12 protein-coding genes are annotated in these 20,503 nt (G+C 64.5%); 2 read left to right on the forward strand and 10 right to left on the reverse strand.

Going from position 1 to position 20,503, the window contains the following annotated elements:
* Window positions 1–7: 7 nt before the first annotated feature.
* Window positions 8–187, reverse strand: coding sequence for a hypothetical protein (locus DM806_RS25095; RefSeq protein ID WP_179045869.1), 180 nt, complete (start codon window positions 185–187; stop codon window positions 8–10).
* A 236-nt stretch (window positions 188–423) separates the two neighbouring features.
* Between DM806_RS25095 and DM806_RS25100 the strand changes: the two genes are divergently transcribed.
* Entirely contained in the window at window positions 424–1,377 is a 954-nt protein-coding gene (locus tag DM806_RS25100; protein WP_179045870.1) for a crotonase/enoyl-CoA hydratase family protein, read from the forward strand.
* 3 nt (window positions 1,378–1,380) lie between these two features.
* Here DM806_RS25100 and DM806_RS25105 read toward each other — a convergent pair whose 3' ends face one another.
* Together DM806_RS25105 and putA are read right to left on the reverse strand one after the other, a co-directional pair.
* Window positions 1,381–3,303 carry a putative bifunctional diguanylate cyclase/phosphodiesterase gene (locus DM806_RS25105; RefSeq protein WP_372859764.1) on the reverse strand — a complete coding sequence of 641 codons (1,923 nt, stop codon included), beginning with the start codon at window positions 3,301–3,303 and terminating at the stop codon, window positions 1,381–1,383.
* Window positions 3,304–3,489: 186 nt separating this feature from the next.
* Window positions 3,490–7,089, reverse strand: a complete 3,600-nt coding sequence (gene putA / locus DM806_RS25110) for a trifunctional transcriptional regulator/proline dehydrogenase/L-glutamate gamma-semialdehyde dehydrogenase (RefSeq protein ID WP_179045894.1) — start codon at window positions 7,087–7,089, stop codon at window positions 3,490–3,492.
* A gap of 98 nt (window positions 7,090–7,187) precedes the next feature.
* Here putA and DM806_RS25115 point away from each other — a divergent pair, with 98 nt between their 5' ends.
* Window positions 7,188–7,679: an Lrp/AsnC family transcriptional regulator gene (locus DM806_RS25115; RefSeq protein WP_256869486.1), complete on the forward strand. Its 492-nt coding sequence runs from the start codon at window positions 7,188–7,190 to the stop codon at window positions 7,677–7,679.
* Here DM806_RS25115 and DM806_RS25120 read toward each other — a convergent pair.
* The 7 genes from DM806_RS25120 to manD all read right to left on the reverse strand — a co-directional run bounded on the left by DM806_RS25120 (window position 7,663) and on the right by manD (window position 20,502).
* Entirely contained in the window at window positions 7,663–8,889 is a 1,227-nt protein-coding gene (locus DM806_RS25120) for an SGNH/GDSL hydrolase family protein (RefSeq protein ID WP_179045872.1), read from the reverse strand. The genes DM806_RS25115 and DM806_RS25120 overlap by 17 nt on opposite strands.
* 389 nt (window positions 8,890–9,278) lie before the next feature.
* Window positions 9,279–12,113, reverse strand: a complete 2,835-nt coding sequence (locus DM806_RS25125) for a TonB-dependent receptor (protein WP_179045873.1) — start codon at window positions 12,111–12,113, stop codon at window positions 9,279–9,281.
* A 140-nt stretch (window positions 12,114–12,253) separates the two neighbouring features.
* Window positions 12,254–14,971: a beta-galactosidase GalB gene (gene galB, locus DM806_RS25130; RefSeq protein WP_179045874.1), complete on the reverse strand. Its 2,718-nt coding sequence runs from the start codon at window positions 14,969–14,971 to the stop codon at window positions 12,254–12,256.
* A gap of 27 nt (window positions 14,972–14,998) precedes the next feature.
* Complete coding sequence (locus DM806_RS25135; protein ID WP_179045875.1) at window positions 14,999–16,465, reverse strand: mannitol dehydrogenase family protein; 1,467 nt, start codon at window positions 16,463–16,465, stop codon at window positions 14,999–15,001.
* Window positions 16,462–17,883 carry a glucuronate isomerase gene (uxaC, locus tag DM806_RS25140; protein WP_179045876.1) on the reverse strand — a complete coding sequence of 474 codons (1,422 nt, stop codon included), beginning with the start codon at window positions 17,881–17,883 and terminating at the stop codon, window positions 16,462–16,464. The genes DM806_RS25135 and uxaC overlap by 4 nt, the downstream gene beginning before the upstream one ends.
* Window positions 17,880–19,169, reverse strand: a complete 1,290-nt coding sequence (locus DM806_RS25145) for an MFS transporter (RefSeq protein WP_179045877.1) — start codon at window positions 19,167–19,169, stop codon at window positions 17,880–17,882. The genes uxaC and DM806_RS25145 overlap by 4 nt, the downstream gene beginning before the upstream one ends.
* A 121-nt stretch (window positions 19,170–19,290) precedes the next feature.
* Window positions 19,291–20,502: a D-mannonate dehydratase ManD gene (gene manD / locus DM806_RS25150; RefSeq protein WP_179045878.1), complete on the reverse strand. Its 1,212-nt coding sequence runs from the start codon at window positions 20,500–20,502 to the stop codon at window positions 19,291–19,293.
* Window position 20,503: the final 1 nt, after the last annotated feature.

Here is a 20,503-nt window from a genome sequence, read left to right on the forward strand (position 1 = left end):
GGAAGGATCAGCCCGCCCGTCGCACGCCTTCGAACAGGGCCATCGCGTCGATGTTGAAGCCTTCCACGCGGCGATAGGGGCCGATGAACCGCAGGCAGTCGGCAGATAGCCGGAGCGGCCAGGGTTCCCCCTGCTCGTCATGCAGGGCGAGGGTGACGCGGGGTGATTCAGGGCGCGGCTCGATCATGCAGTCCAGCATAAATAATGAAGGTTAACAAAGCCCTGAGCCGGGTCGTTGGCGGATGGCTGGAAAATTTATGTGGCATTCACGTCACATTCTCTCCGTTTTGGGCCGGTTTGGGGCGACCTCCTTGCAACAGTTTCCAATAAAAATGGTTAACGCCCTGTCAATAAATAGCCGGTTGATTGCATCATATTGGTGAGCCTGATCTGTTCATTCGGGATAGAAAATTGGGGGCGCAGATGATTGATTCAGGACGGTTTAATCCGACGAGAGACGATGCAGAGGCCGTCTCCGCAGAACATTTTGGCGACAGCGACGACTATCGGTCGCCTGCCGCTACGGAAACGCCGCTCGCCGCCGCGATGCGCCAGTCGACCCTGTTCGACCTGGGGCAGATCGACGTGCGCTGGGACGAGGAACTGGCGACGCTCTGGGCGTTCATGACACCGCTGGAACGGCCCAACTCCAATATGGGGCTGATTCGCGACACGATGGCGTGGCAGCGCGAAAGTCGTGACGTGTTCGGCGACAAGGGCGGCATGCTGAAGTTCATGGTGCTGGGGTCGCGCTTTCCCGGCGTTTTCAACCTGGGCGGCGATCTGGAGATGTTCGCCGAATGCATCCAGCGCCGTGATCGCGAGACATTGTTGAAATATGGCGTCGCCTGCTGCGAGATCGTCGAGCGCATCTGGCACTGCAACGACATGAACATCATCAATATCGGGCTGGCGCAGGGCGACGCGCTGGGAGGCGGACTGGAAGCGCTGATGTGCTTCGACGTCATCATCGCCGAACGGCAGGCGCGCTTCGGCCTGCCCGAGGTGCTATTCGGCCTTTTCCCCGGCATGGGCGCCTATTCGATCCTGCAACGGCGGGTCGGGCCGGTGCTGGCGCGACAGATGATCGCGGACGGACGCATCTACACCGCCGACGAGATGTTCGACATGGGGATCGTCACCCAGGTGGTCGACACCGGCGATGGCGAGGCGGCGACCGCGCGTTGGATCAAGGATCATATGGCGCATCATGCCGGCTATGTCGGCATCAGCCGCGCCGGACGGCGGGTCAATCCGATGACGCTGACCGAACTGACCGATATCGTCGAAATGTGGACCGAGACCGCGCTGTCCCTGTCGGACCGCGATTTGCGGATGATGCGGAGGCTCGCCGCGGCGCAGACCCGGCTGCGCTAACCTTCATGCACGGCGGCGGCGCGTCTGGACGATCGGGTCCGGACGCTCCGTGCCTTCGAGCGGGCCGGCGGCGATCATCTCGGCAATGCGTTCGCTCGTGACGGGGCGGCTGAAGAGATAGCCCTGCACGTTGGTGAAGCCTGCATCGCGCGCATGGCGAAGCTGGTCCTGCGTTTCGATCCCTTCGGCCACGGTGTCCATCGACAGATCGCGCGCCAGATTGCCGATGGCATGGACGATCGCGCGATCCTCGGCATTGGCGCTGACGCCGGCCATGAAGCTCTGATCGACCTTGAGCGTGTCGAACTTGTAGGAGCGCAGATATGAGAGCGAGGAATAACCGGTGCCGAAATCGTCGAGCGCCAGGCGCAGCCCGATACGTTGCAATTCCCGTAATATGGCGTTGGTCTGGCCGCTGTCGTCAAGGAAGATCGACTCGGTCACTTCCAGTTCCAGCCGGCGGGCGGCAATGCCGGTTTCCAGCAATGCGGCGATGACATAGCCGGGCAGGTCCGCCGACTTGAGCGAGGCGGGCGAAATATTGATCGCGATGCGCACTTCGCCGGGCCAGGAGGCCGCAGCGATGCAGGCCTGACGCAGCACCCAGCCGGTCATCACCTCGATCATGCCGATATTTTCGGCGATCGGGATGAACTCCGACGGCGGGATCGCACCCAGCACGGGATGGTCCCAGCGCAGCAGCGCTTCGCAGGCGTCGATCTCTCCCGTGGCAAGATCGACGATCGGCTGGAACAGCAGCTTGAGTTCGCCGGCATCGAGCGCGCGCCGCAAGCCCGTCTCGATCTCATGCACGCGGTTGAACCGCTCCTTGAGCGACCAGTTGAAGCTGGCGGAGCGGTTGCGCCCCTCCCCCTTGGCTTCGTAGAGCGCCAGGTCGGCATGCTGCATCAGTTCATCCATGTCGCGCCCGTCCTGCGGCGCGACGGCGTAACCGATGGAGGCCGTCACCTGGAGGTGATTTTCGCCCAGGTCGAAACCATGAGCGAAATAGGCGATCAGTTCCTGGGCAATGCCCGCGGCCGTCACCCTGTCCGTGTCCGGGCAAATGATGACAAATTCATCGCCGCCGAAGCGCGCGATCTTGCCCCGTTCCTGAACGACCTCGTTCAGCCGGTAGGCAACCGCCCGCAGCAGCTGGTCGCCGACCATATGCCCCAGCGAATCGTTGATCTCCTTGAACCGGTCGAGATCCATCCAGAGGATCGCCACGGCATCGTTGCGCTTGTCGCTGGCCTGGAAAATGTCGCGCAGCCGCATCTGCATCGCCATGCGGTTTTCAAGGCCCGTGAGGCTGTCGAAGCGGGCGAGCTTCTCGAACTTCTCGGCCAGCAGCGACTTGTCGCGCTTGCCGAGCAGCGCCTGTACGACGATGCGATGCGTGGTCGAACTGATTTCGGCGAGGCCCAGCACCATCATCACCATCGCCACCGACAGGACGCGATAGCCGGTAGAACCTTCGAGCCAGAGCCCGGTCGCCGTCGGCAGCAAGGTTAGGCAGACCTGCCCGATGGCAATCTGCACCCGCCCTGCGTTGCGGCCTGAAATGCCCCCCGCATAGCCGGTCGCCATCGATACGGTCAGCATATGGATGACGCTGTTGTCCGAGCCGACAAGCGATACGAAAGCCATCAGCCCGAGCAGCCCGGCATAGACCCAGGCTCCCAGTTCATAGGCTAGTTCCCACCCGCGCGAGGCGACGGCCGTGCCGCGCACCAACTGGCGATGGAAGAAGACGGCGGAAACGACGCGCATCGTCGCAACGATGCAGAGCAGCGTCACCACGCCGCGTATCGCCCCGCCATCCGACAGGCTGGCGACGACCAGCCCCACGGCGACGCCCGTCACCGCGCCAATGGTCAGCGATGCGGGCGAGGCATAGAGGGATTCGATCAGGCTGCGCCGCACATCCGCATCCTGGGCCGGCTGCTGTGCCCGCTTTTCCAGCAATGTTTTCAGGGCGCGTAAAATGGGCAGGTCTCCGGTTCCCGCCCCGTCTTCGCATTTTCCCTTTATTTTTTCGTTAACCGCAACGGGGGCGAAAAAATGCTTCCGGCAGCATGGGCATCACCGCAATTTGGAAGTGACGCCCCATCAACCAATCATCATGAGGCTGGCATTGCCGCCCGCCGCCGTCGTGTTCACCGAAGTGGACTGTTCCTCCAGCAACCAGTCGAGGCAGTAGCCATGACCATGATCGTCGGCATGAACCGACACGATCGGGCCGGGCAGGTCGGCGACGCACTGGGCGGTCGCGGCGATCTTGGCGGCGTCGCCTTCGACCAGCGCGGCGGCATAATGGCCGGTCGCGTCGGTGCTGAAACAGGCGGCGACGTCAGCGGGAAGGCCGGGCGGGATGGTCATCCCCTGCACCACGCCATGATTGCCGGTGGCGAGGACCGCCGCCATCTGGCGGAACAGGCCCTGGCGGGTTGCCGGGCGCAGCAGGATGCGGCCACGCGGATGCAGGGCGTAGAGGTTGCGCTCCCCCACCGGGCCGGGCAGCGCCAGTTCGACACCAAGCGCCGACGCATCGCCGGTGCGACGGGCCTGTAAGGCTGCCTCCCCTTCCCCCTGCTGGTCAAGCCAGTCTGCGAAGGCATGGAGCGGCGAGCGCAGATGGCTGACGCGCGCGGCGAAGACCGGCGGCGTCGCGACCAGACGACCGAGATAGAGCGGCCCGCCTGCCTTGGGACCGGTGCCCGACAGGCCACAGCCGCCAAAGGGCTGCACACCCACGATCGCGCCGATGACGTTGCGGTTCACATAGATATTGCCGACCTTCACCCGGCTGGTGACGCGGGCTACGGTTTCGTCCAGCCGCGTGTGCAGGCCGAAGGTCAGGCCATAGCCGGTGGCGTTGATCTGGTCGACCAGCGCGTCCAGCCGGTCGCGCCGGAAGCGCAAGACGTGAAGCACCGGCCCGAAGACTTCGCGATCGAGGTCAGCGATCGACTCGATTTCGATGATCGTCGGCGGCACGAAGGTGCCATGCGCGGCGTCAGTCGGCAGCACGCTCTGTTCCACCTTTCGGCCCAGCGCCGCCATGGCGTCGATATGCTTGTTGATGCCGTCGCGCGCTTCGGCGGTGATGACCGGGCCGATATCGACCTTCAGCGCGTCGGTGCGGCCGATCCGCAGTTCGGCGAGCGCGCCCTTGAGCATCGTCAGCGTCCGGTCGGCGACATCCTCCTGAAGGCAGAGGATGCGCAGCGCCGAGCAGCGCTGGCCAGCACTGTCGAAGGCGGAGGCGATGACGTCGGCCACCACCTGCTCGGCGAGCGCGCTGCTGTCCACGATCATGGCATTCTGACCGCCGGTTTCGGCGATCAGGGGAATGGGCCGGCCGGTCGGAGAAAGGCGCGTCGCCAACTGGCGCTGGATCAGGCGGGCGACTTCGGTCGATCCGGTGAACATGACGGCGGCGGTTTCGGGCGCGGCGACCAGCGCCGCACCGATCCGGCCGTCGCCAGGCAGAAGTTGCAGCGCATCGGCGGGAACGCCCGCTTCATGGAGCAGGCGAACCGCTTCGGCGGCGATCAACGGGGTTTCCTCGGCGGGCTTGGCGAGTACCGGATTGCCCGCGACCAGCGCCGCAGCGACCTGCCCGGTAAAAATGGCGAGCGGGAAGTTCCAGGGGCTGATGCAGGTGACGGGGCCAAGCGCCTGTTGCGCCGGGCCGAAGGTCGTGCGCGCCTGCGCAGCATAATAGCGCAGGAAATCGATCGCCTCACGCACTTCGGCGATAGCGTTGGGCAGCGACTTGCCGGCTTCGCGGACGATCAGGCCCAGCAGGGTCGGCATGCGTGCCTGCATGGCATCGGCGGCGCGATCCAGCGCAGCGGCGCGATCGGCGACAAGGCTGTTCGGCCAGAGCGACGCGGCGGCGCGGATGGCGGCGGCGCGGGCCTCCTCCAGCGATGCCTCGGTCACGCGGCCCACCACATCGCGGTGATCGGCGGGATTGAAGACGGTACGAGATGGACCGGTTCCGTTTTCGGGTGCAGCCGTCCACTTGATCGTCGCGCTATGGCGCAGCGCCTCGCCCAGCACGGCAAGCGTGGTTTCGCTGCTGAGGTCGAGGCCGTCCGAATTGCGGCGTTCAGGATACAGACCGGCGGGGAGCGCAATCTGGTCATGGCGGTGGCCGGGATGGGCCATGGCGCGCACGACCTCGACCGGATCGGCGATCATCTCCTCAATGGAGACCTCAGGGTCGGCGATGCGGTTGACGAAGCTGCTATTGGCGCCATTTTCCAGCAGGCGACGAACTAGATAGGCGAGCAAAGTCTCATGCGTCCCGACCGGCGCATAGATACGGCAGGGACGGTTCAGCTTCGCCGCGCCGACGACCTGCTCATAAAGCGGCTCGCCCATGCCGTGGAGGCACTGAAACTCATATTTGCCGATCTGGAAGTCCGGGCCGGCCAGTTGGTAGATAGTCGCCAGCGTCTGGGCATTATGCGTCGCGAACTGCGGGAAGACGGCGTCAGGCGCGGCCAGCAGCTTTTGCGCGCAGGCGACATAGGCGACGTCGGTATGCACCTTGCGCGTATAGACCGGGAAGTCGGCGAGGCCATCGACCTGCGCCCGCTTGATCTCCGCATCCCAATAGGCGCCCTTGACCAGCCGCACCATGATGCGGCGGTCGGCGCGGCGGGCCAGATCGATGATCCAGTCGATGACGAAGGGGCAACGCTTGCCATAGCCCTGCACCACGAAGCCGAGGCCATCCCAACCGGCAAGGTCGGGGTCGGTCGCCAGGCTTTCGAGCAGGTCGAGCGAGAGTTCGAGCCGGTCGGCTTCCTCCGCGTCGATGTTGAGGCCGATGTCGTAGCTTTTGGACAGTAGCGCCAGTTGCTTCACGGCGGGCAGCAATTCGCCCATGACGCGGTCGGCCTGCGCCCGGACATAGCGCGGATGGAGCGCCGACAGCTTGATGGAGATGCCCGGCCCCGCATAGATGCCGCGTCCCGCCGACGCCTTTCCGATGGCATGGATCGCCTGCTCATAGTCGGCATAATAGCGCTTCGCATCGGCGGCGGTTGTCGCCGCCTCGCCCAGCATGTCGTAGCTGTAGGCGAAGCCTTTGGCCTCCAGCTCCCTGGCGCGCTTCAGCGCTTCCCTGATGGTTTCGCCGGTGACGAACTGTTCGCCCATCATCCGCATGGCGAGGTCGACGCCCCGGCGGATGACCGGTTCGCCCGCCCGCGCGACCAGCCGGGCAAGCGCCGCGCCGAGGCCACGATCATCGACGCTGCCAACCAGCTTGCCGGTGACGACAAGGCCCCAGGTGGCGGCGTTGACGAACAGCGATTTGTCGCCGCCCAGATGCGAACCCCAGTCGCCGTCGGCGATCTTGTCGCGGATCAATGCGTCGCGGGTTGCCGTGTCCGGGATGCGCAGCAGCGCCTCGGCGAGGCACATCAGCGCCACGCCCTCCTGACTGGAGAGCGCATATTCCTGCACCAGTCCTTCGACGCCGGTGCCCTTGTGATTGGCGCGCAGCGCGGTGACGAGGGTGCGGGCGGTCCCCGCTATCGCGGCCTTCATATCGTCCGGCAGGGTCGCAGAGGCGATCAGCGGAGCGAGCGCTTCGGCTTCGTCACGGCGATAGGCGGCGGTGATCGCTTCGCGCAGCGGAGTGGGCTGGCGGATGGCGGGGGCGAAATTGGCGAAGGGCTGGTCGGTCATGCCGCCAGAATAATCCAGATCGACATTTCGTTCCGCCTTATGAATCACCCTGAACTAGCCATAATGACTTATTAAATGGCGCCTGCTAGGCATATTGAATGGATAACAAGGTTAACATGGTCGAAATGGACGAGTTCGACCGTCGGATCATAGCCGCATTGGTCGAAGATGGGCGCATGACCGTCACCGATCTGGCTGCTTTTGTGGGCCTTTCCAAGACGCCCTGCCAGGTGCGGCTGAAGCGGTTGCAGGAGGCGGGCGTCATTCGCGGCTTCCGGGCGATCGTCGATCCGGCCAAGCTGGGGATGGACCATATCGCCTTTACCGAGGTGAAACTGTCCGACACGCGGGAGGCGGCGCTGAACGAGTTCAACGCGGCGGTGCGGCGCATCCCGGAAGTCGAGGAATGCCATATGCTGGCGAGCAATTTCGACTATCTGCTGAAGGTGCGGACGGCGGACATACGGCGGTACCGGGCTGTGCTGGGCGAGAAGATCAGCGCCCTGCCCCATGTCGCCAGCACATCGACCTTCGTGGCGATGGAGACGGTGCTGGAGGCCGGGCACAGGCGCATCAGTCGAAAAGGCTGAGCGGGATCGCTTCCCCCATCGCCTTGTACCCCTTGGGCGAGGGATGGAGCGCGTCTCCGTCATCATAGGCGGGGAGCAGCCGGTCGGGATGCGCGGGATCGCGGGTGACGCGGTCGAAGTCGATCACAGCATCGAAATTGCCGGGTTTCCTGATCCAGGCATTCACGGCCTGCCGGTCCGCCTCATTCTGCGCATCGGCATGATAGTATCCGTTGCCGACGAAGGGCATGACGGTCGCGCCGATCACCTTGATTCCCTTTGCATGGGCGCGGGCGATGATCTGGCGATAGGCGCCGATGATGCGGGCGACATGGGCCTGATGCTCGGCCACGCGCACCGGCGCGTCGCGGGTCAGGGTGCCGAGGTCGTTGATCCCTTCGAGCAGGATCAGATGGGTGACGCCCGGTTGGGCCAGCACGTCGCGGTCCAGTCGCGCCAGCGCATTGGGGCCAAGGCCATCGTTCAACAGGCGGTTGCCACCAATGCCCTGATTGACGATGGCGACATGGCGGCGCTTCGGATCGGCCTGGAGCCGCTCGGCAAGGCGATCGGTCCAGCGATCATTGCCGTTGGTGGTCGAGCCTTTGCCGTCGGTGATGGAATCGCCCAGCGCGACGATCAGCTTTGACGGGGCGCACCGTTCGACCTCCAACGCGGCCAAGTTGAACCAGTGATCGAAGCTGGCGGCCGCCGCCATCGCCGCATCGGTCAGGTGATTGCCAGGCAGATGCCAGGAGGTGGCGCGCGATCCGGGGTGGGAGGTCTGTTCCGGCTCGCCATCATAGCGGATAGAGACAGCGATCGTGTCCAGCGCCTTGGCGGGCAGCGATACCGGGTCGGAGAGATAATCGGCCCCGGCGGGGATGACGACTTCAGGTGCGCCGTCGAAGCGGAGCGAGACAAGCGTGCCGGGATCGACGGTGGGTGCGGCGCTGCCGAGCGCGCGGGCGATGCTGGCCCCCGCGATGCGAAGCGGCTGCGTGCCGGCGAGATTGGAGAAGCGGACGCGGAGCCGGTCGCCCGACACGGAGGGACGGACGATCTGGCGCAGCGTCCGGTCCTTTAGCGTTCCGGCAGGCAATTCGGCGTCGCCGGTGGGGCGGAATTGCGAGGAGGCCCAACCCGCAACCCAGGTCGGGGTGCAGGTCCTGGCCTCAATCGGCGTCGCGATTAGGGCAAGCGGAAGGCAGAGGAGAAGAGAGAGACGCATCGTCGCCTTCCTTTTCAAGGTCATCATCGGGTCATAGCCAAGAAGTTCACACCGTCACTGGTTTCGCATTTCCGCGCTTTTCGCGTGGGATGCAGCGCCACCGCGGCTGCGACGCGGCACGAAGGTCACGCCGACGCGCCCATGACGCGCCGTCCGGGTCATGGCGACGCGACGGTGACGCATCTGTCAGGTCACGCCGACGCGCCTCTTGTATCACGGGATCGTCACCCCTGCGGACAGCGGGTAGCGGGCAGATGGAATGGCCGGGCATGATCGGGCGATGCGGTGTCATGGGGCAGGACAGATCAGATAAAATCCAACATTGGAAGCTTCTGAAAGAAAAAGGGCCGGCGTTGCGGCCGGCCCTGTCAGTGGTCCCTGGGGGAGGATCAGAAGTTGGCCCGGATGCCGGCCAGTACCGACGTACCCGGATAATAGACCGAATAGGCGGCATTATCATATTCGAAGGTGGTGCGGATCGGCTCGTTTGTGATGTTCAGCACGTCGAGCGTCAGGCGCATCGCCTTGTTGAAGAAGGGCAGTTCATAGCCGGCCGACAGGTCGAGCTGACCACGGGCGTCCGCCTTCAGGTCCGCACCGGTGATGCCGTTCTGCGGTCCGTTAAGCGCGATCGACTTGCCGTTCCAGACATAGTTCAGGCTGATCGACAGGCCGTGATTTTCGTAGAAGCCCTGAAGGTTGTACGAATATTTCGACACGCCTTCGGCTACCAGACCCGACGAGGAGGACTGCTTGAGGTAGGTGCCGTTGGCCGAGAAGCCCAGACCCTTCACGAAGAAGTCGAGCGGCTGGACCCAGGTCGCTTCCAGACCCTTGATCTTCAGGTCGCTGAGGTTGACCGGACGATTGACCGTGATGGGCAGGTCGTTGATCGCCACGCCGGTTGCCGCCGAACGATCGGTCAGCGCATTCTGCTGCGTCGAAAGCAGGCTGGCGTAAGGGATGTTCAGCGAACCGAAGGTTGCCTGCGTCGGCACCGTAGTGGTGAAGCCCTGAACATTCTTCATGAACGCCGACAGGCCTATATAGCCGATGCCGCCGGTGTAGAATTCGCCACCCAGGTCGTAATTGTCCGAGGTGTAGGGCTTCAGGTCCGGATTACCCGCAGTTGCGATCAGCGCCGACGGATCGGAGAAGGTGACGCCGGGCAGGATCTGACCCGCATCCGGACGCGTCATGGTACGCGAGGCCGACGCGCGCAGCTTCACATTGTCGGCCACGTCATAGGTCAGGTTGATCGACGGCAGGAAATTCTCGTACTTAGAGCGCGAGGTAATGTCGACGATCGTGGTGCCGACCTGGCTGGGGCCGGTCACTACCTGATTGGTATGGGCATAACGCATACCCGCATTGATGTGCAGGTCGCGGCCGGCGATTTCGGTGACGCCGTTCAGTTCGAAATAGGCGCCCAGCACCTTTTCATCCATGTCGCCCGTCGCACCGCCAGTGACCGCACCCCGCGTTTCGGGCGCGCTGTCCCGATAGCTGGCATAGTTGGTAGCCTGCTTGATGGCATTGAAGTCCGGCACGACGAAGCCCGCCACCGAAGAACTCTTCAGATATTGGGCGATCTGGCCGGTCGTGATCGAACCGGTGGCACCGGTGCATCCCGTGCCGCAGACCGACAACTGATAGGCGGTGCTGTTGTCATAGGCACGGATCGAACGGGTCGCCTGATCATAGGCGGCACCGACCTTCACGTTGAACATCTCGTCGCCATAAGTGACGTCGAAATGCGCGCCCTTGGTTTCGGTATGACGGCGCACCAGCTGGATATTCTGGCGATACCATTGCCAGCTGCCATTGTTCGGATCGTTGAGGTCCAGATTGCTGGTGATTGACGGATAGTCGCCGCCCGTATTGTCATAATAGGTGTCGACGCCGGAATTCGGCGTGGTCTGGAACGCCCAGGTGGGCTGTTCGCGGAAGAAGCGGCTCTTCGACCAGTTGGCGCTGAGGTTGACCTTAAGATTGTCGGCCGGCTCCCAGCTGACGCTGGGGTTGATGTTCCAGAATTTCGTCGTCTGCTTGAACAGGCTGGCTTCGAGGAAATAGGAGGAGTTGGCGAAGGTGCCGCTGGTCACGACATTATTGTCGTCCACGGTCAGGTCGATCGGAATCATGCCGCCGGTCGACTGCGCGCTGGTGCCGGGACCGGAGTTGCGGACCTGCCAGTTCATATTGACCTTGGTATAGTCGCGGGTCGACTTGGCCCAGATGCCGTCGATCGCGAAATGCAGTTCGTCGCTGGGACGCCATTCAAGCGCTGCCAGCGCCGAAATACGCGAACGCGTGCCTTCGGTCAGGCTTTCGCGACCGAGGCGCGGCAGCAGGGCGGTGCTGAGCTGCGATCGCGTCAGACCCGAGGTCGCGACGACATCGACCGGCTGGCCGGCGACCAGACCATGGCCGGCATTGGCGGGAACGACCGACGCCCAGGAGAAATTGTTGCCGCCAGCGTCGGGCACACCGTTGACGCTGCCGAGATTGCCATCGGTCCAGCCAACGGTCTCGAAGCCCTTGATCCGGGTCTTGGTCTTCACCCCGGCCACGCCGACCAGAATGCCGAACGTGTCGGTAGTGTGGCTGGCGACGATCGCGCCGCGCGGGCTGATCTTGTCATTGGGGCTGGTATATTGCCCCTGCGCGACGACGGTGACGTGCGTACCTTCCTTGTCGAAGGGGCGCGCGTTGCGCAGGTTGACGGTGCCGGCGATGCCGCCTTCCAGCGTCGAGGGCGACGGCGACTTGGCGAGGTCGAGGCGGGTGAAAAGTTCCGACGGGAAAAAGTCGAGATCGACTTCGCGGTTGGCGCTGCCGCCGTTGGTGCCGCCGTCAGACGCTACCTGAATCTGCGAGCCGTTCAGCAGCACGCGGGTGAAGCTGGGGCCGAGGCCGCGGATCGCGACCTGCGTGCCTTCGCCGTTATTGTCGCGGCGCAGGCGCACGCCCGGCATGCGGTTCAGCGTTTCGGCGAGGTTGGTGGCGGGCAGCTTGCCAATATCTTCGGCGAAGATCGAGTCGCCGAAGGCCACTGCGTCCTTCTTGGCGTTGGTCGCGCTCTGGAGCGAGCCGCGGATGCCAGTGACGACGATGTCGGCGACTTCGCCGTCCTGCGCGAGGGCCGCCTGCGACAGCGTCAGCGAGCCGAGCGCGGACGCCGCGAACAGCGCGGTGCGAAAATGGCGATTGCGTGAAGACATGATCAATCCCTCTCCCTGAGCGCTGCCCCCGACTGTCCGGTGGGCTTCAACTGGTAGCGCTATCAATATCGCTTCAATAAACGCCGTGTCCTTTTTGTCAAGACACGGCGTTTTGCGTTAGTGGTAACGGTATAATATGCTCAATTCACCCGCTTTGACGTGGTGATTTCCGCTGTCGCATCGGCGAGGCCAGCGGCGCGGGCGCGCACTACGATCCGGCCGACTCGGGCAGGATCACCCTTCACAATCACCAGTGCGAGGCCGTTGAAGGCATCCCGCTGATGCGAGGGGAACGCCGTCAGGTCGGTCGGATCGCCATTATCGGTGGCGACGATCTCGCCCGGTCCCTCGATCGAGAAATCGATCTTCTGTTTTGCGGCGGGGACGACATTGCCGTCCTTGTCCAATATCTTGAGCGTCACGAAGCTGAGATCGCGGCCGTCGCTGGCGATGGCGGAGCGGTCGGCGGTCAGCGACAGCTTCGCCGCCTCGCCCACGGTGCGGATCGTCTCGGTCGCCCAGGGCTGACCCTTCTTCCAGGTGACGACCTTCACCTCGCCCGGTTCGTAGACGACATAGTCCCAGCGGAAGCGATATTCATAGTCGCGCTTCTTGATCTTGCCCTGCGACTTGCCGTTGACGAACAGTTCGCCCTCGTCCGCCGAGGAGAAGACGTGGACGGGGGTGATCTGCCCTACCCTGTCCGGCCAGGTCCAGTGCGGCAGGATATGGGCGAATTTCAGGTCCGGCCGCCAGCGCGCCTGATAGAGCCAGAAGCGATCCTTGGGGAAACCGGCGAGATCGACGATGCCCGAATAGCTGCTGCGCGATGTGTAATAGGGCGTGGGTTCGCCCAGATAGTCGAAGCCGGTCCAGACGAATTCGCCCGCAACATAGGGATTCTGGTCGTCGGCTGCCCAGACCCGATCGGGCGAGGAGCCGAAGTCGGAGGCGTGGAGTTCATAGGCCGACACCTGATGCGTGTCGGGATTGCCGCCGGACCAGGGACGCACCGGACCGCTGATCGCGCCCGCGACCGGGAACATATATTCGCCGCGGCTGGAGAGCGCGGAGGCGCTTTCGGTGGACAGGATGACCTTGTCCGGGAATTTCGCGCGGAAAGCGGGATATTGGCCGACAATGCCGCGAATGCCCGCGCCCTGATAGTTGAGGCTGATAACGTCGACCGTGGTCGGCAGCAGCATGTCCGCCTTGGCATAGTTCATCGCGCTGGTGGCGGGGCGGGTCGGATCTTCCTCATGCGCGATCGCGACCAGTTCGCGGCCGATCTTCGCGCCCGCCTCGCCATCATATTGCTCGCCGACCTCGTTACCGATGCTCCACAGGATGATGGAGGGGTGGTTGCGGTCGCGGCGCAGCATGGCGCGGGCGTCGGCCTCATGCCAGTCGGGGAAGATCAGGTGGAAGTCGTGCGGCGTCTTCTTCTTTTCCCAGCTGTCGAACACTTCGTCCATCACCAGGAAGCCCATGCGGTCGGTGAGTTCGAGCAGTTCGGGCGCGGGCGGGTTATGGCTCATGCGCACGGCGTTGGTGCCCATGTCGCGCAGGATTTCGAGCTGACGCTCGGCCGCGCGGGCGTTAAAGGCGGCGCCGAGCGCGCCGAGGTCATGATGGTTGTTGATGCCGCGCAGGGGGATATGTTCGCCATTGACGATGACGCCCTTGTCGGGATCGAATTGGATATCGCGCACGCCGAAGCGGGTTTCGTAGCTGTCGATCTGCTTGCCGCCCTGTGTCACGGTGGAGACGGCGACATAGCGGTTGGGCGCTTGCGTCGGCGGCGGCCCCCAGAGGCGCGGATTGGCGAGGATGGTGGAGCCGTTCAGGACAGCCTTCGCATGCGGCGCGATGCTGGCGGACTGGCGGGCGATGCTGGCGACGGGACGGCCGGTGCGCTTGCCCTTCGCGTCGAGCGCATAGAGGGCGGTCGCGACCTCGACCTGCGCAGGGCTGTCGCTATCATTGTCGAGGGTCAGGCTCAGGTCGACGGTCGCTTGGTCCTTGCTGACCTTTGGCGTGCGGACGGTACCGCCCCACTGGCCAACATGGATCTTGTTCGCGGTGGTGAGATAGATGTCGCGATAGAGGCCGCCGCCCGGATACCAGCGCGCCGAGGCAGCGGGGTTGTCAAGGCGGATCGCGAGCTGGTTCTTGCCGCCCGGCACCGCATAGGGGGTGAGGTCGAGGCGGAAGCTGTTATAGCCATAGGGCCAGCCGCCGACGAGCTTGCCGTTCAGCCAGACGGTGGCGTAGGACATGGCCCCTTCGACATCGAGGAAGATCGACTGCCCTTTGGCGCTGGCGGGAATGTCGAGCGTCTTGCGATACCAGCCGATGCCCCAGCTGGGCAGGCGACCCATGCCGCCATAGGGGCCATCCTTGATGAAGGGACCGGCGATCGCCCAGTCATGCGGCAGGTCTACGTGCGTCCATGCGCTGTCGTCGAAACCGGCCTGCACATAGGGCACGTCGCCGCCGGGATTGCCCGCCGGGCGGGTGTGATGCTTGGCCGGATCCTTGATGAAGGGATTGGCGCTGGGGAGAATCCAGGGTTTCAGAACCTTCGCGCCGCTGTCGTCCACCTTCACTGCAGCGTCGGGGCGCGCGTCGGCCAGCTTGCCGTCGCCCGTATCCTCGATGGGCGGGCGGACGTCATAACGCAGGTCGGTGGTGAGGCCGGCAGGATCGCCCTTCGTGAAGCGCCAGTCCTTGCTGATCGAGACGCTGTCGCGCGCCTGCACGACGACGCCCTGCGCGAGCAGGCAGCCGGCGAGCGCGATCGCCCATGCAGAGGGTCCACCAAGCCTACGGACGCGCGAAGTCGTGATGATCGTCATGGGAACCTTCTGCATGGGAGTTTCGAATCAGGCCGTGAAATGGCCGAGCGCCGCGCGGGCGCCGTCCGCCTCAAGGATGGCGAGCCAGCGGGTCAGCGCCGTGCGGAACGGTTCGCTGGTGGCCAGTTCGGGCGGCACGACCGCGTCGAAGGCGAGGAGGGCGGCGACGCGTTCCTCGGTCGAGGTCGCACCGGCGAGCGCGGCGGCGATGGCGTCGGCCAGCGGATCGTCCACCTTGTGGCTCGCGCCGCTATCGTCAACGCCCGCCTGCCAGCGGACCCAGGCGGCCACCGCCAGCGACAGGGCGTCGATCCCCTGCCCTGCATCCAGCCGCGCCGCGATGGTGTGGAGCAGGCGCTGGGGCAGCTTCTGCGAACCGTCCATCGCGATCTGGCGCGTGCGATGGCGCAGCGTCGGGTTGTCGAAACGGGCCATCAGTTCGCGACGATAGGCAGCGACATCCAGCTCCGGCGGGGGCGAGAGGGTGGTTTCCGCCTCGTCCCACAGCGTTTCGACGAAGACGCGCGCTTCGGGCAGGGCCAGCACTTCATGGACATGGTCGATGCAGGCGAGACCGCCCAGATAGGCGATGCCGCTGTGCGATCCGTTGAGGAGGCGCAGCTTGGCCTCCTCCCACGGGGCGACCGCCTGCGTCACCTGAACCCCCGCGCCAAATTCGGGGCGCGGGCCGCAGAACTTGTCCTCGATCACCCATTGCAGGAAGGGTTCGGTCTTCACCATGGCCTGATCCTCGACGCCGAGCCGTTCGCCAAGCGCCGCAATGTCTTCGGCCGTGGTGGCGGGGACGATGCGGTCGACCATGGTCTGGGGGAAAGCCCCCTCCCCTGCGATCCAGTCCGCCAGCCCCGCGTCATGGCGGCGGGCGAGCGCGATCACCGCGTCGCGCAGCCGCGTGCCGTTATGCGGCAGATTGTCGCAGCTGATCGCGGTGAAGGGCGGCAGGCCCGCCGCCCGACGCTTCGCCAGCGCCGCGACCAGATAGCCGGGCGCGGTCTGCGGGCTTTCCAGCGAGGCGATGTCTGCGGCAAGTTGCGGGTCGCTTTCGATCAGCGCGCCGGTCGTGGGGTCGAGCTTGTAGCCCTTCTCCGTGATGGTGAGCGTCACGATATGGGTGTCGGGCGAGGCGAGCGCGGCGATCAACGCCTGCGGCTCTTCCGGCGCGACGATCACCTGCTGCACCACGCCCAGAATGCGCGCCTGCTCGGCAGAGCCGTCGCGCACCAGCATGGTGTAGAGGCCGTCCTGCGGCGCCATCTGGTCGCGCACGGCGGACGAGCGCAGCGAGGCGGCGGTAATGCCCCAGCGCAGATCGCCCGCGGTCAGGGCGTCGTCGAACACGACCGCCTGATGCGCGCGGTGGAAGGCGCCGATACCCAGATGCACGACGCCGCTGGTGACGGCGGCGCGATCATAGGCCGAGCGGACGACATCGGCCGGAAGCGTGGCCAGCGTTTCGTTGGAAAGACGGCTCACAGATTATAGGCCTTCTTCACGAGGTCGTAGGCCAGCGCACGGGCGACGTCGAAGGCTTCATCCTCCTCCAGACGATGTTCGGCGACCAACTGGGCAAGCCAGGCGCAGTCCATGCGGCGGGCGACGTCATGACGCGCCGGGATCGACAGAAAAGCGCGGGTGTCGTCGTTGAAGCCGACCGTGTTGAAGAAACCGGCCGTTTCGGTCGCGCGCTCGCGGAAGCGGCGCATGCCTTCGGGGCTGTCGTTGAACCACCAGGGCGGGCCGAGCTTGAGCGCGGGATAATGGCCCGCCAGCGGGGCGAGTTCGCGCGAATAGACATCCTCATCCAGAGTGAAGAGGATCAGCGTCAGGCGCGGATCATTGCCATAGAGGTCGAGCAGGGGTTTCAGCGCGGAGACGAACTCGCCTGCGGTCGGGATGTCGGCGCCCTTGTCCTTGCCGAAGCGCGCGCGCACGCCGTCATTATGGTTGCGGTGGACGCCGGGATGCAGCTGCATCACCATGCCGTCTTCAGTCGACATGCGCGCCATTTCGACAAGCATGTGACCGCGGAACAGTTCTGCCTCTTCGCGGGTCGCCGGGCCGGTCGTGACCTTGGCATAGAGCGCCTCGATCTCTTCGCGCGGCAGGTTCGCGGTAAAGGCCGACGGATGGCCGTGGTCGGTCGAGGTCGCGCCCGCTTCGCGGAAGTCGGCGCGGCGCTTTTCATGGGCGCGCAAATAGCCGGCATAGCTGCCCGCATCCTCGCCCGTCATGGCGCAGAAGCGCTGCACATTGTCGATGAACTTCGGGTCGTCCGGGTCCAGCACCGGGTCGGGGCGATAGGCGGTGACGACCTTGCCGCTCCAGCCGGATTCGCGGATCGCGCGATGATGGTCGAGCGGATCGAGCGGCCCTTCGGTCGTGGCGATCACCTCGATATTATAGCGTTCGAACAGCGCGCGCGGGCGGAAAGCGTCGGTCTTCAGCGCGGCGTCGATAATGTCATAATAATGGTCGGCGGTCTCCGGCTCCAGCCGCACGTCGATACCGAATGCTTCGGCGAACACCCAGTCCAGCCACATGCGCGAGGGCGTGCCGTGAAACAGGTGATAATTGGCCGCGAAGCGATGCCAGATGGTGCGCGGATCGCTTTCGGTCGCGCTGCCGTCGATGGTGGGGACGCCCAGTTCCTCCAGCTTCACGCCCTGGCTGTAGAGCATGCGGAACACATAATGGTCCGGCACGATCAGCAGGTCGGCAGGGTTGGCGAACGGCTCGTCATAGGCGAACCAGCGCGGGTCAGTGTGACCGTGCGGGCTGACGATCGGCAGATCCTTGACCGTGGCGTAGAGCCTCCGCGCAATGTCGCGCGTGGTCGGGTCCGAGGGGAACAGGCGATCGGGGTGAAGACGAAGGGACTTGGTCAAGATCATGCTCCTTGGCCGGTTGTGCCACCGGTGGCAACGACCTGATAGCGCGGAATTATGAGATGAATAGTGCAAAGTGCGACTAGATAGGCGCAGGACGCGACGATGAAGATCGGACCATAGCTTCCGATAGTCTCCAAAATGACGCCCGCGAACTTCGCCATCATCATGCCGCCGATCGCACCGGCAAGGCCGCCCAGCCCCACGACCGACCCCGCCATCCAGCGCGGGAAGACGTCTCCCGGCAGCGCATAGAGGTTGGCGGAGAAGCCCTGATGCCCGGCGCAGGCGAGGCCGATCAGGCCGACCGCGACCCACATGTTGGGCGCGTGGGTGGCAAAAGCGATCGGCACGGCGCACAGGGCGGCGAGAAACATCGCGGTCTTGCGCGCGCGGTTGACGCTCCAGCCCCGGCCCATGAAGCGCGAGGAGGCCCAGCCGCCCGCGATCGAACCGACATCGGCCAGCAGATAGACGGCGATCAGCGGTGGACCGAAGTCCAGCATCTTCACGCCATATTGTTTGTTGAAGAAATCGGGCAGCCAGAAGAGGAAGGTCCACCAGACCGGATCGATCAGGAAGCGCCCCGCCATATAGGCCCAGGTCTGGCGATGCCGGAACAGGGTCGCCCATTTGACCGGGCGCTGCTCATCGACCGGGTCGGTTTCGATCCAGGCAAGTTCCTCCGGCGTCAGGCTCTTCTTGTCGCGCGGGCGGCGGTAGAAGCTCAGCCAGGCCGCGAGCCAGACCACGGTCAGCAGGCCGGTCAGGATGAAGGCCCAGCGCCAGCCCATGGTGACGGCGATGATTGGCACGACCAGCGGCGTCAGGATCGCGCCGACATTGGACCCGGCATTGAAGATGCCGATGGCGAGCGCGCGTTCCTTCTTGGGGAACCATTCATTGGTCGCGGCGATGGCGGCGGGGAACGTCCCTGCTTCCCCGATGGCGAGCGGGATGCGGGCGAGCAGCATCCCCGCTGTCGAGGTGAAGAAGATATGGGCGATGTGACCCACGGTCCACAGCGTGACCGCCAGCGCATAGCCAGCCCGCGCGCCGATCCTGTCGATCAGGCGGCCGAAGACGACATAGGCGATGCCGTAGCCCGCCTGGAACCAGATGGCGAGACTGGCATAGCCGCTCTCGCTCCAGCCATAGCGGGCCTGAAGGTCGGGCTTGAGCGTCGGCAGGACGAGGCGGTCGATATAGCTGAGGACGACGGCGGCGAAGAGCAGGCCGCAGACGATCCAGCGGATTTTGCCGGAGGGTTTGGGGATGGTGGTCGCGATCATGCTTCTCGCTCCAAAAACCTCGTCATCCCCGCGAAAGCGGGGACCCATCTTCCAACGTCGCGATGGAGGACAGTGCGGGAGATGGGTTCCCGCTTTCGCGGGAATGACGAATTTTGGGTCATCACCAGTTATACATGGTGCCGTCTTCGAGCCGGTTCACCGGCAGGAAGGCGCGCTTATATTCATATTTGGCGGCCAGTTCTTCGTCGATTTCGACGCCCAGACCCGGCTTGTCGCCCGGATGCATCATGCCGTCTTCGAACGTGTAGGCATGGGGGAAGACCGCGTCGGTTTCGGGCATGTGGCGCATATATTCCTGGATGCCGAAATTCGGCACGCTGAGGTCGAAATGCAGCGCGGCGGCCATGCAGACCGGCGACAGGTCGGTCGCGCCATGGCAGCCGGTGCGGACCTGATAGAGGTCGGCGAGATTGGCGATCTTGCGCAGGTGACTGATGCCGCCGGCATGGACCACGGTGGCGCGGATATAGTCGATCAGCTGGTTCTGGATCAGTTCGCGGCAATCATGGATCGAGTTGAAAATCTCGCCCACAGCCAGCGGCGAGGTGGTGTGCTGGCGGATCAGCTTGAAGGCTTCCTGATTTTCCGCCGGGGTCGCATCCTCCAGCCAGAAGGGACGATAAGGCTCCAGATCCTTGCCGAGGCGACCGGCCTCGATCGGGGTCAGGCGGTGGTGGATGTCGTGCAGCAGGTGGACGTCCCAGCCCAGAGCCTCACGCGCGGCCTTGAACAGTTCGGGAACGACGCGCAGATATTTGCTGGTGTTCCAGACATTTTCGGTCGGCAGGTCGGCGTCGGCCGGTTCGTAGAAGTATTTGTCCTTGCTGACGCCATAGGTCGACGCCATGCCGGGCACGCCGCACTGGAGGCGGATCGCCTTGTAGCCCTGGCGCTGATAGTCGAGCGCGACGTTGATCGTGTCTTCGATGCTGGTGCCGTTGGCGTGGCCATAGACCATCACGCCTTCGCGGCTGGCGCCACCCAGAAGCTGATAGACCGGCAGGCCCGCGACCTTGCCCTTGATGTCCCAGAGCGCGGTGTCGACGGCGGCGATGGCCGACATGGTGACGGGGCCGCGACGCCAATAGGCGCCCTTGTAGAGATATTGCCAGATATCCTCGATCCGGTGCGCATCGCGGCCGATCAGGCAGGGAATGACATGGTCGGTCAGATAGCTGGCGACCGACAGTTCACGGCCGTTGAGCGTGGCGTCGCCCAGGCCGTAGACGCCTTCGTCCGTCTCGATTTTCAGCGTCACGAAATTGCGGCCGGGCGACGTCACGATCACCTTGGCTCCGGTAATGATGGGCATG

The sequence above is a fragment of the Sphingobium lactosutens genome (assembly GCF_013393185.1).
Classification (GTDB): domain Bacteria; phylum Pseudomonadota; class Alphaproteobacteria; order Sphingomonadales; family Sphingomonadaceae; genus Sphingobium; species Sphingobium lactosutens_A.

Coding starts and splice junctions, on each gene's coding strand:
- DM806_RS25145 (WP_179045877.1), bottom strand. CDS start 19,169: ATGATCGCGACCACCATCCCCAAACCCTCCGGCAAAATCCGCTGGATC.
- DM806_RS25095 (WP_179045869.1), bottom strand. CDS start 187: ATGATCGAGCCGCGCCCTGAATCACCCCGCGTCACCCTCGCCCTGCAT.
- DM806_RS25115 (WP_256869486.1), top strand. CDS start 7,188: ATGGATAACAAGGTTAACATGGTCGAAATGGACGAGTTCGACCGTCGG.
- manD (WP_179045878.1), bottom strand. CDS start 20,502: ATGCCCATCATTACCGGAGCCAAGGTGATCGTGACGTCGCCCGGCCGC.
- galB (WP_179045874.1), bottom strand. CDS start 14,971: ATGACGATCATCACGACTTCGCGCGTCCGTAGGCTTGGTGGACCCTCT.
- DM806_RS25120 (WP_179045872.1), bottom strand. CDS start 8,889: ATGCGTCTCTCTCTTCTCCTCTGCCTTCCGCTTGCCCTAATCGCGACG.
- DM806_RS25125 (WP_179045873.1), bottom strand. CDS start 12,113: ATGTCTTCACGCAATCGCCATTTTCGCACCGCGCTGTTCGCGGCGTCC.
- uxaC (WP_179045876.1), bottom strand. CDS start 17,883: ATGATCTTGACCAAGTCCCTTCGTCTTCACCCCGATCGCCTGTTCCCC.
- DM806_RS25100 (WP_179045870.1), top strand. CDS start 424: ATGATTGATTCAGGACGGTTTAATCCGACGAGAGACGATGCAGAGGCC.
- putA (WP_179045894.1), bottom strand. CDS start 7,089: ATGACCGACCAGCCCTTCGCCAATTTCGCCCCCGCCATCCGCCAGCCC.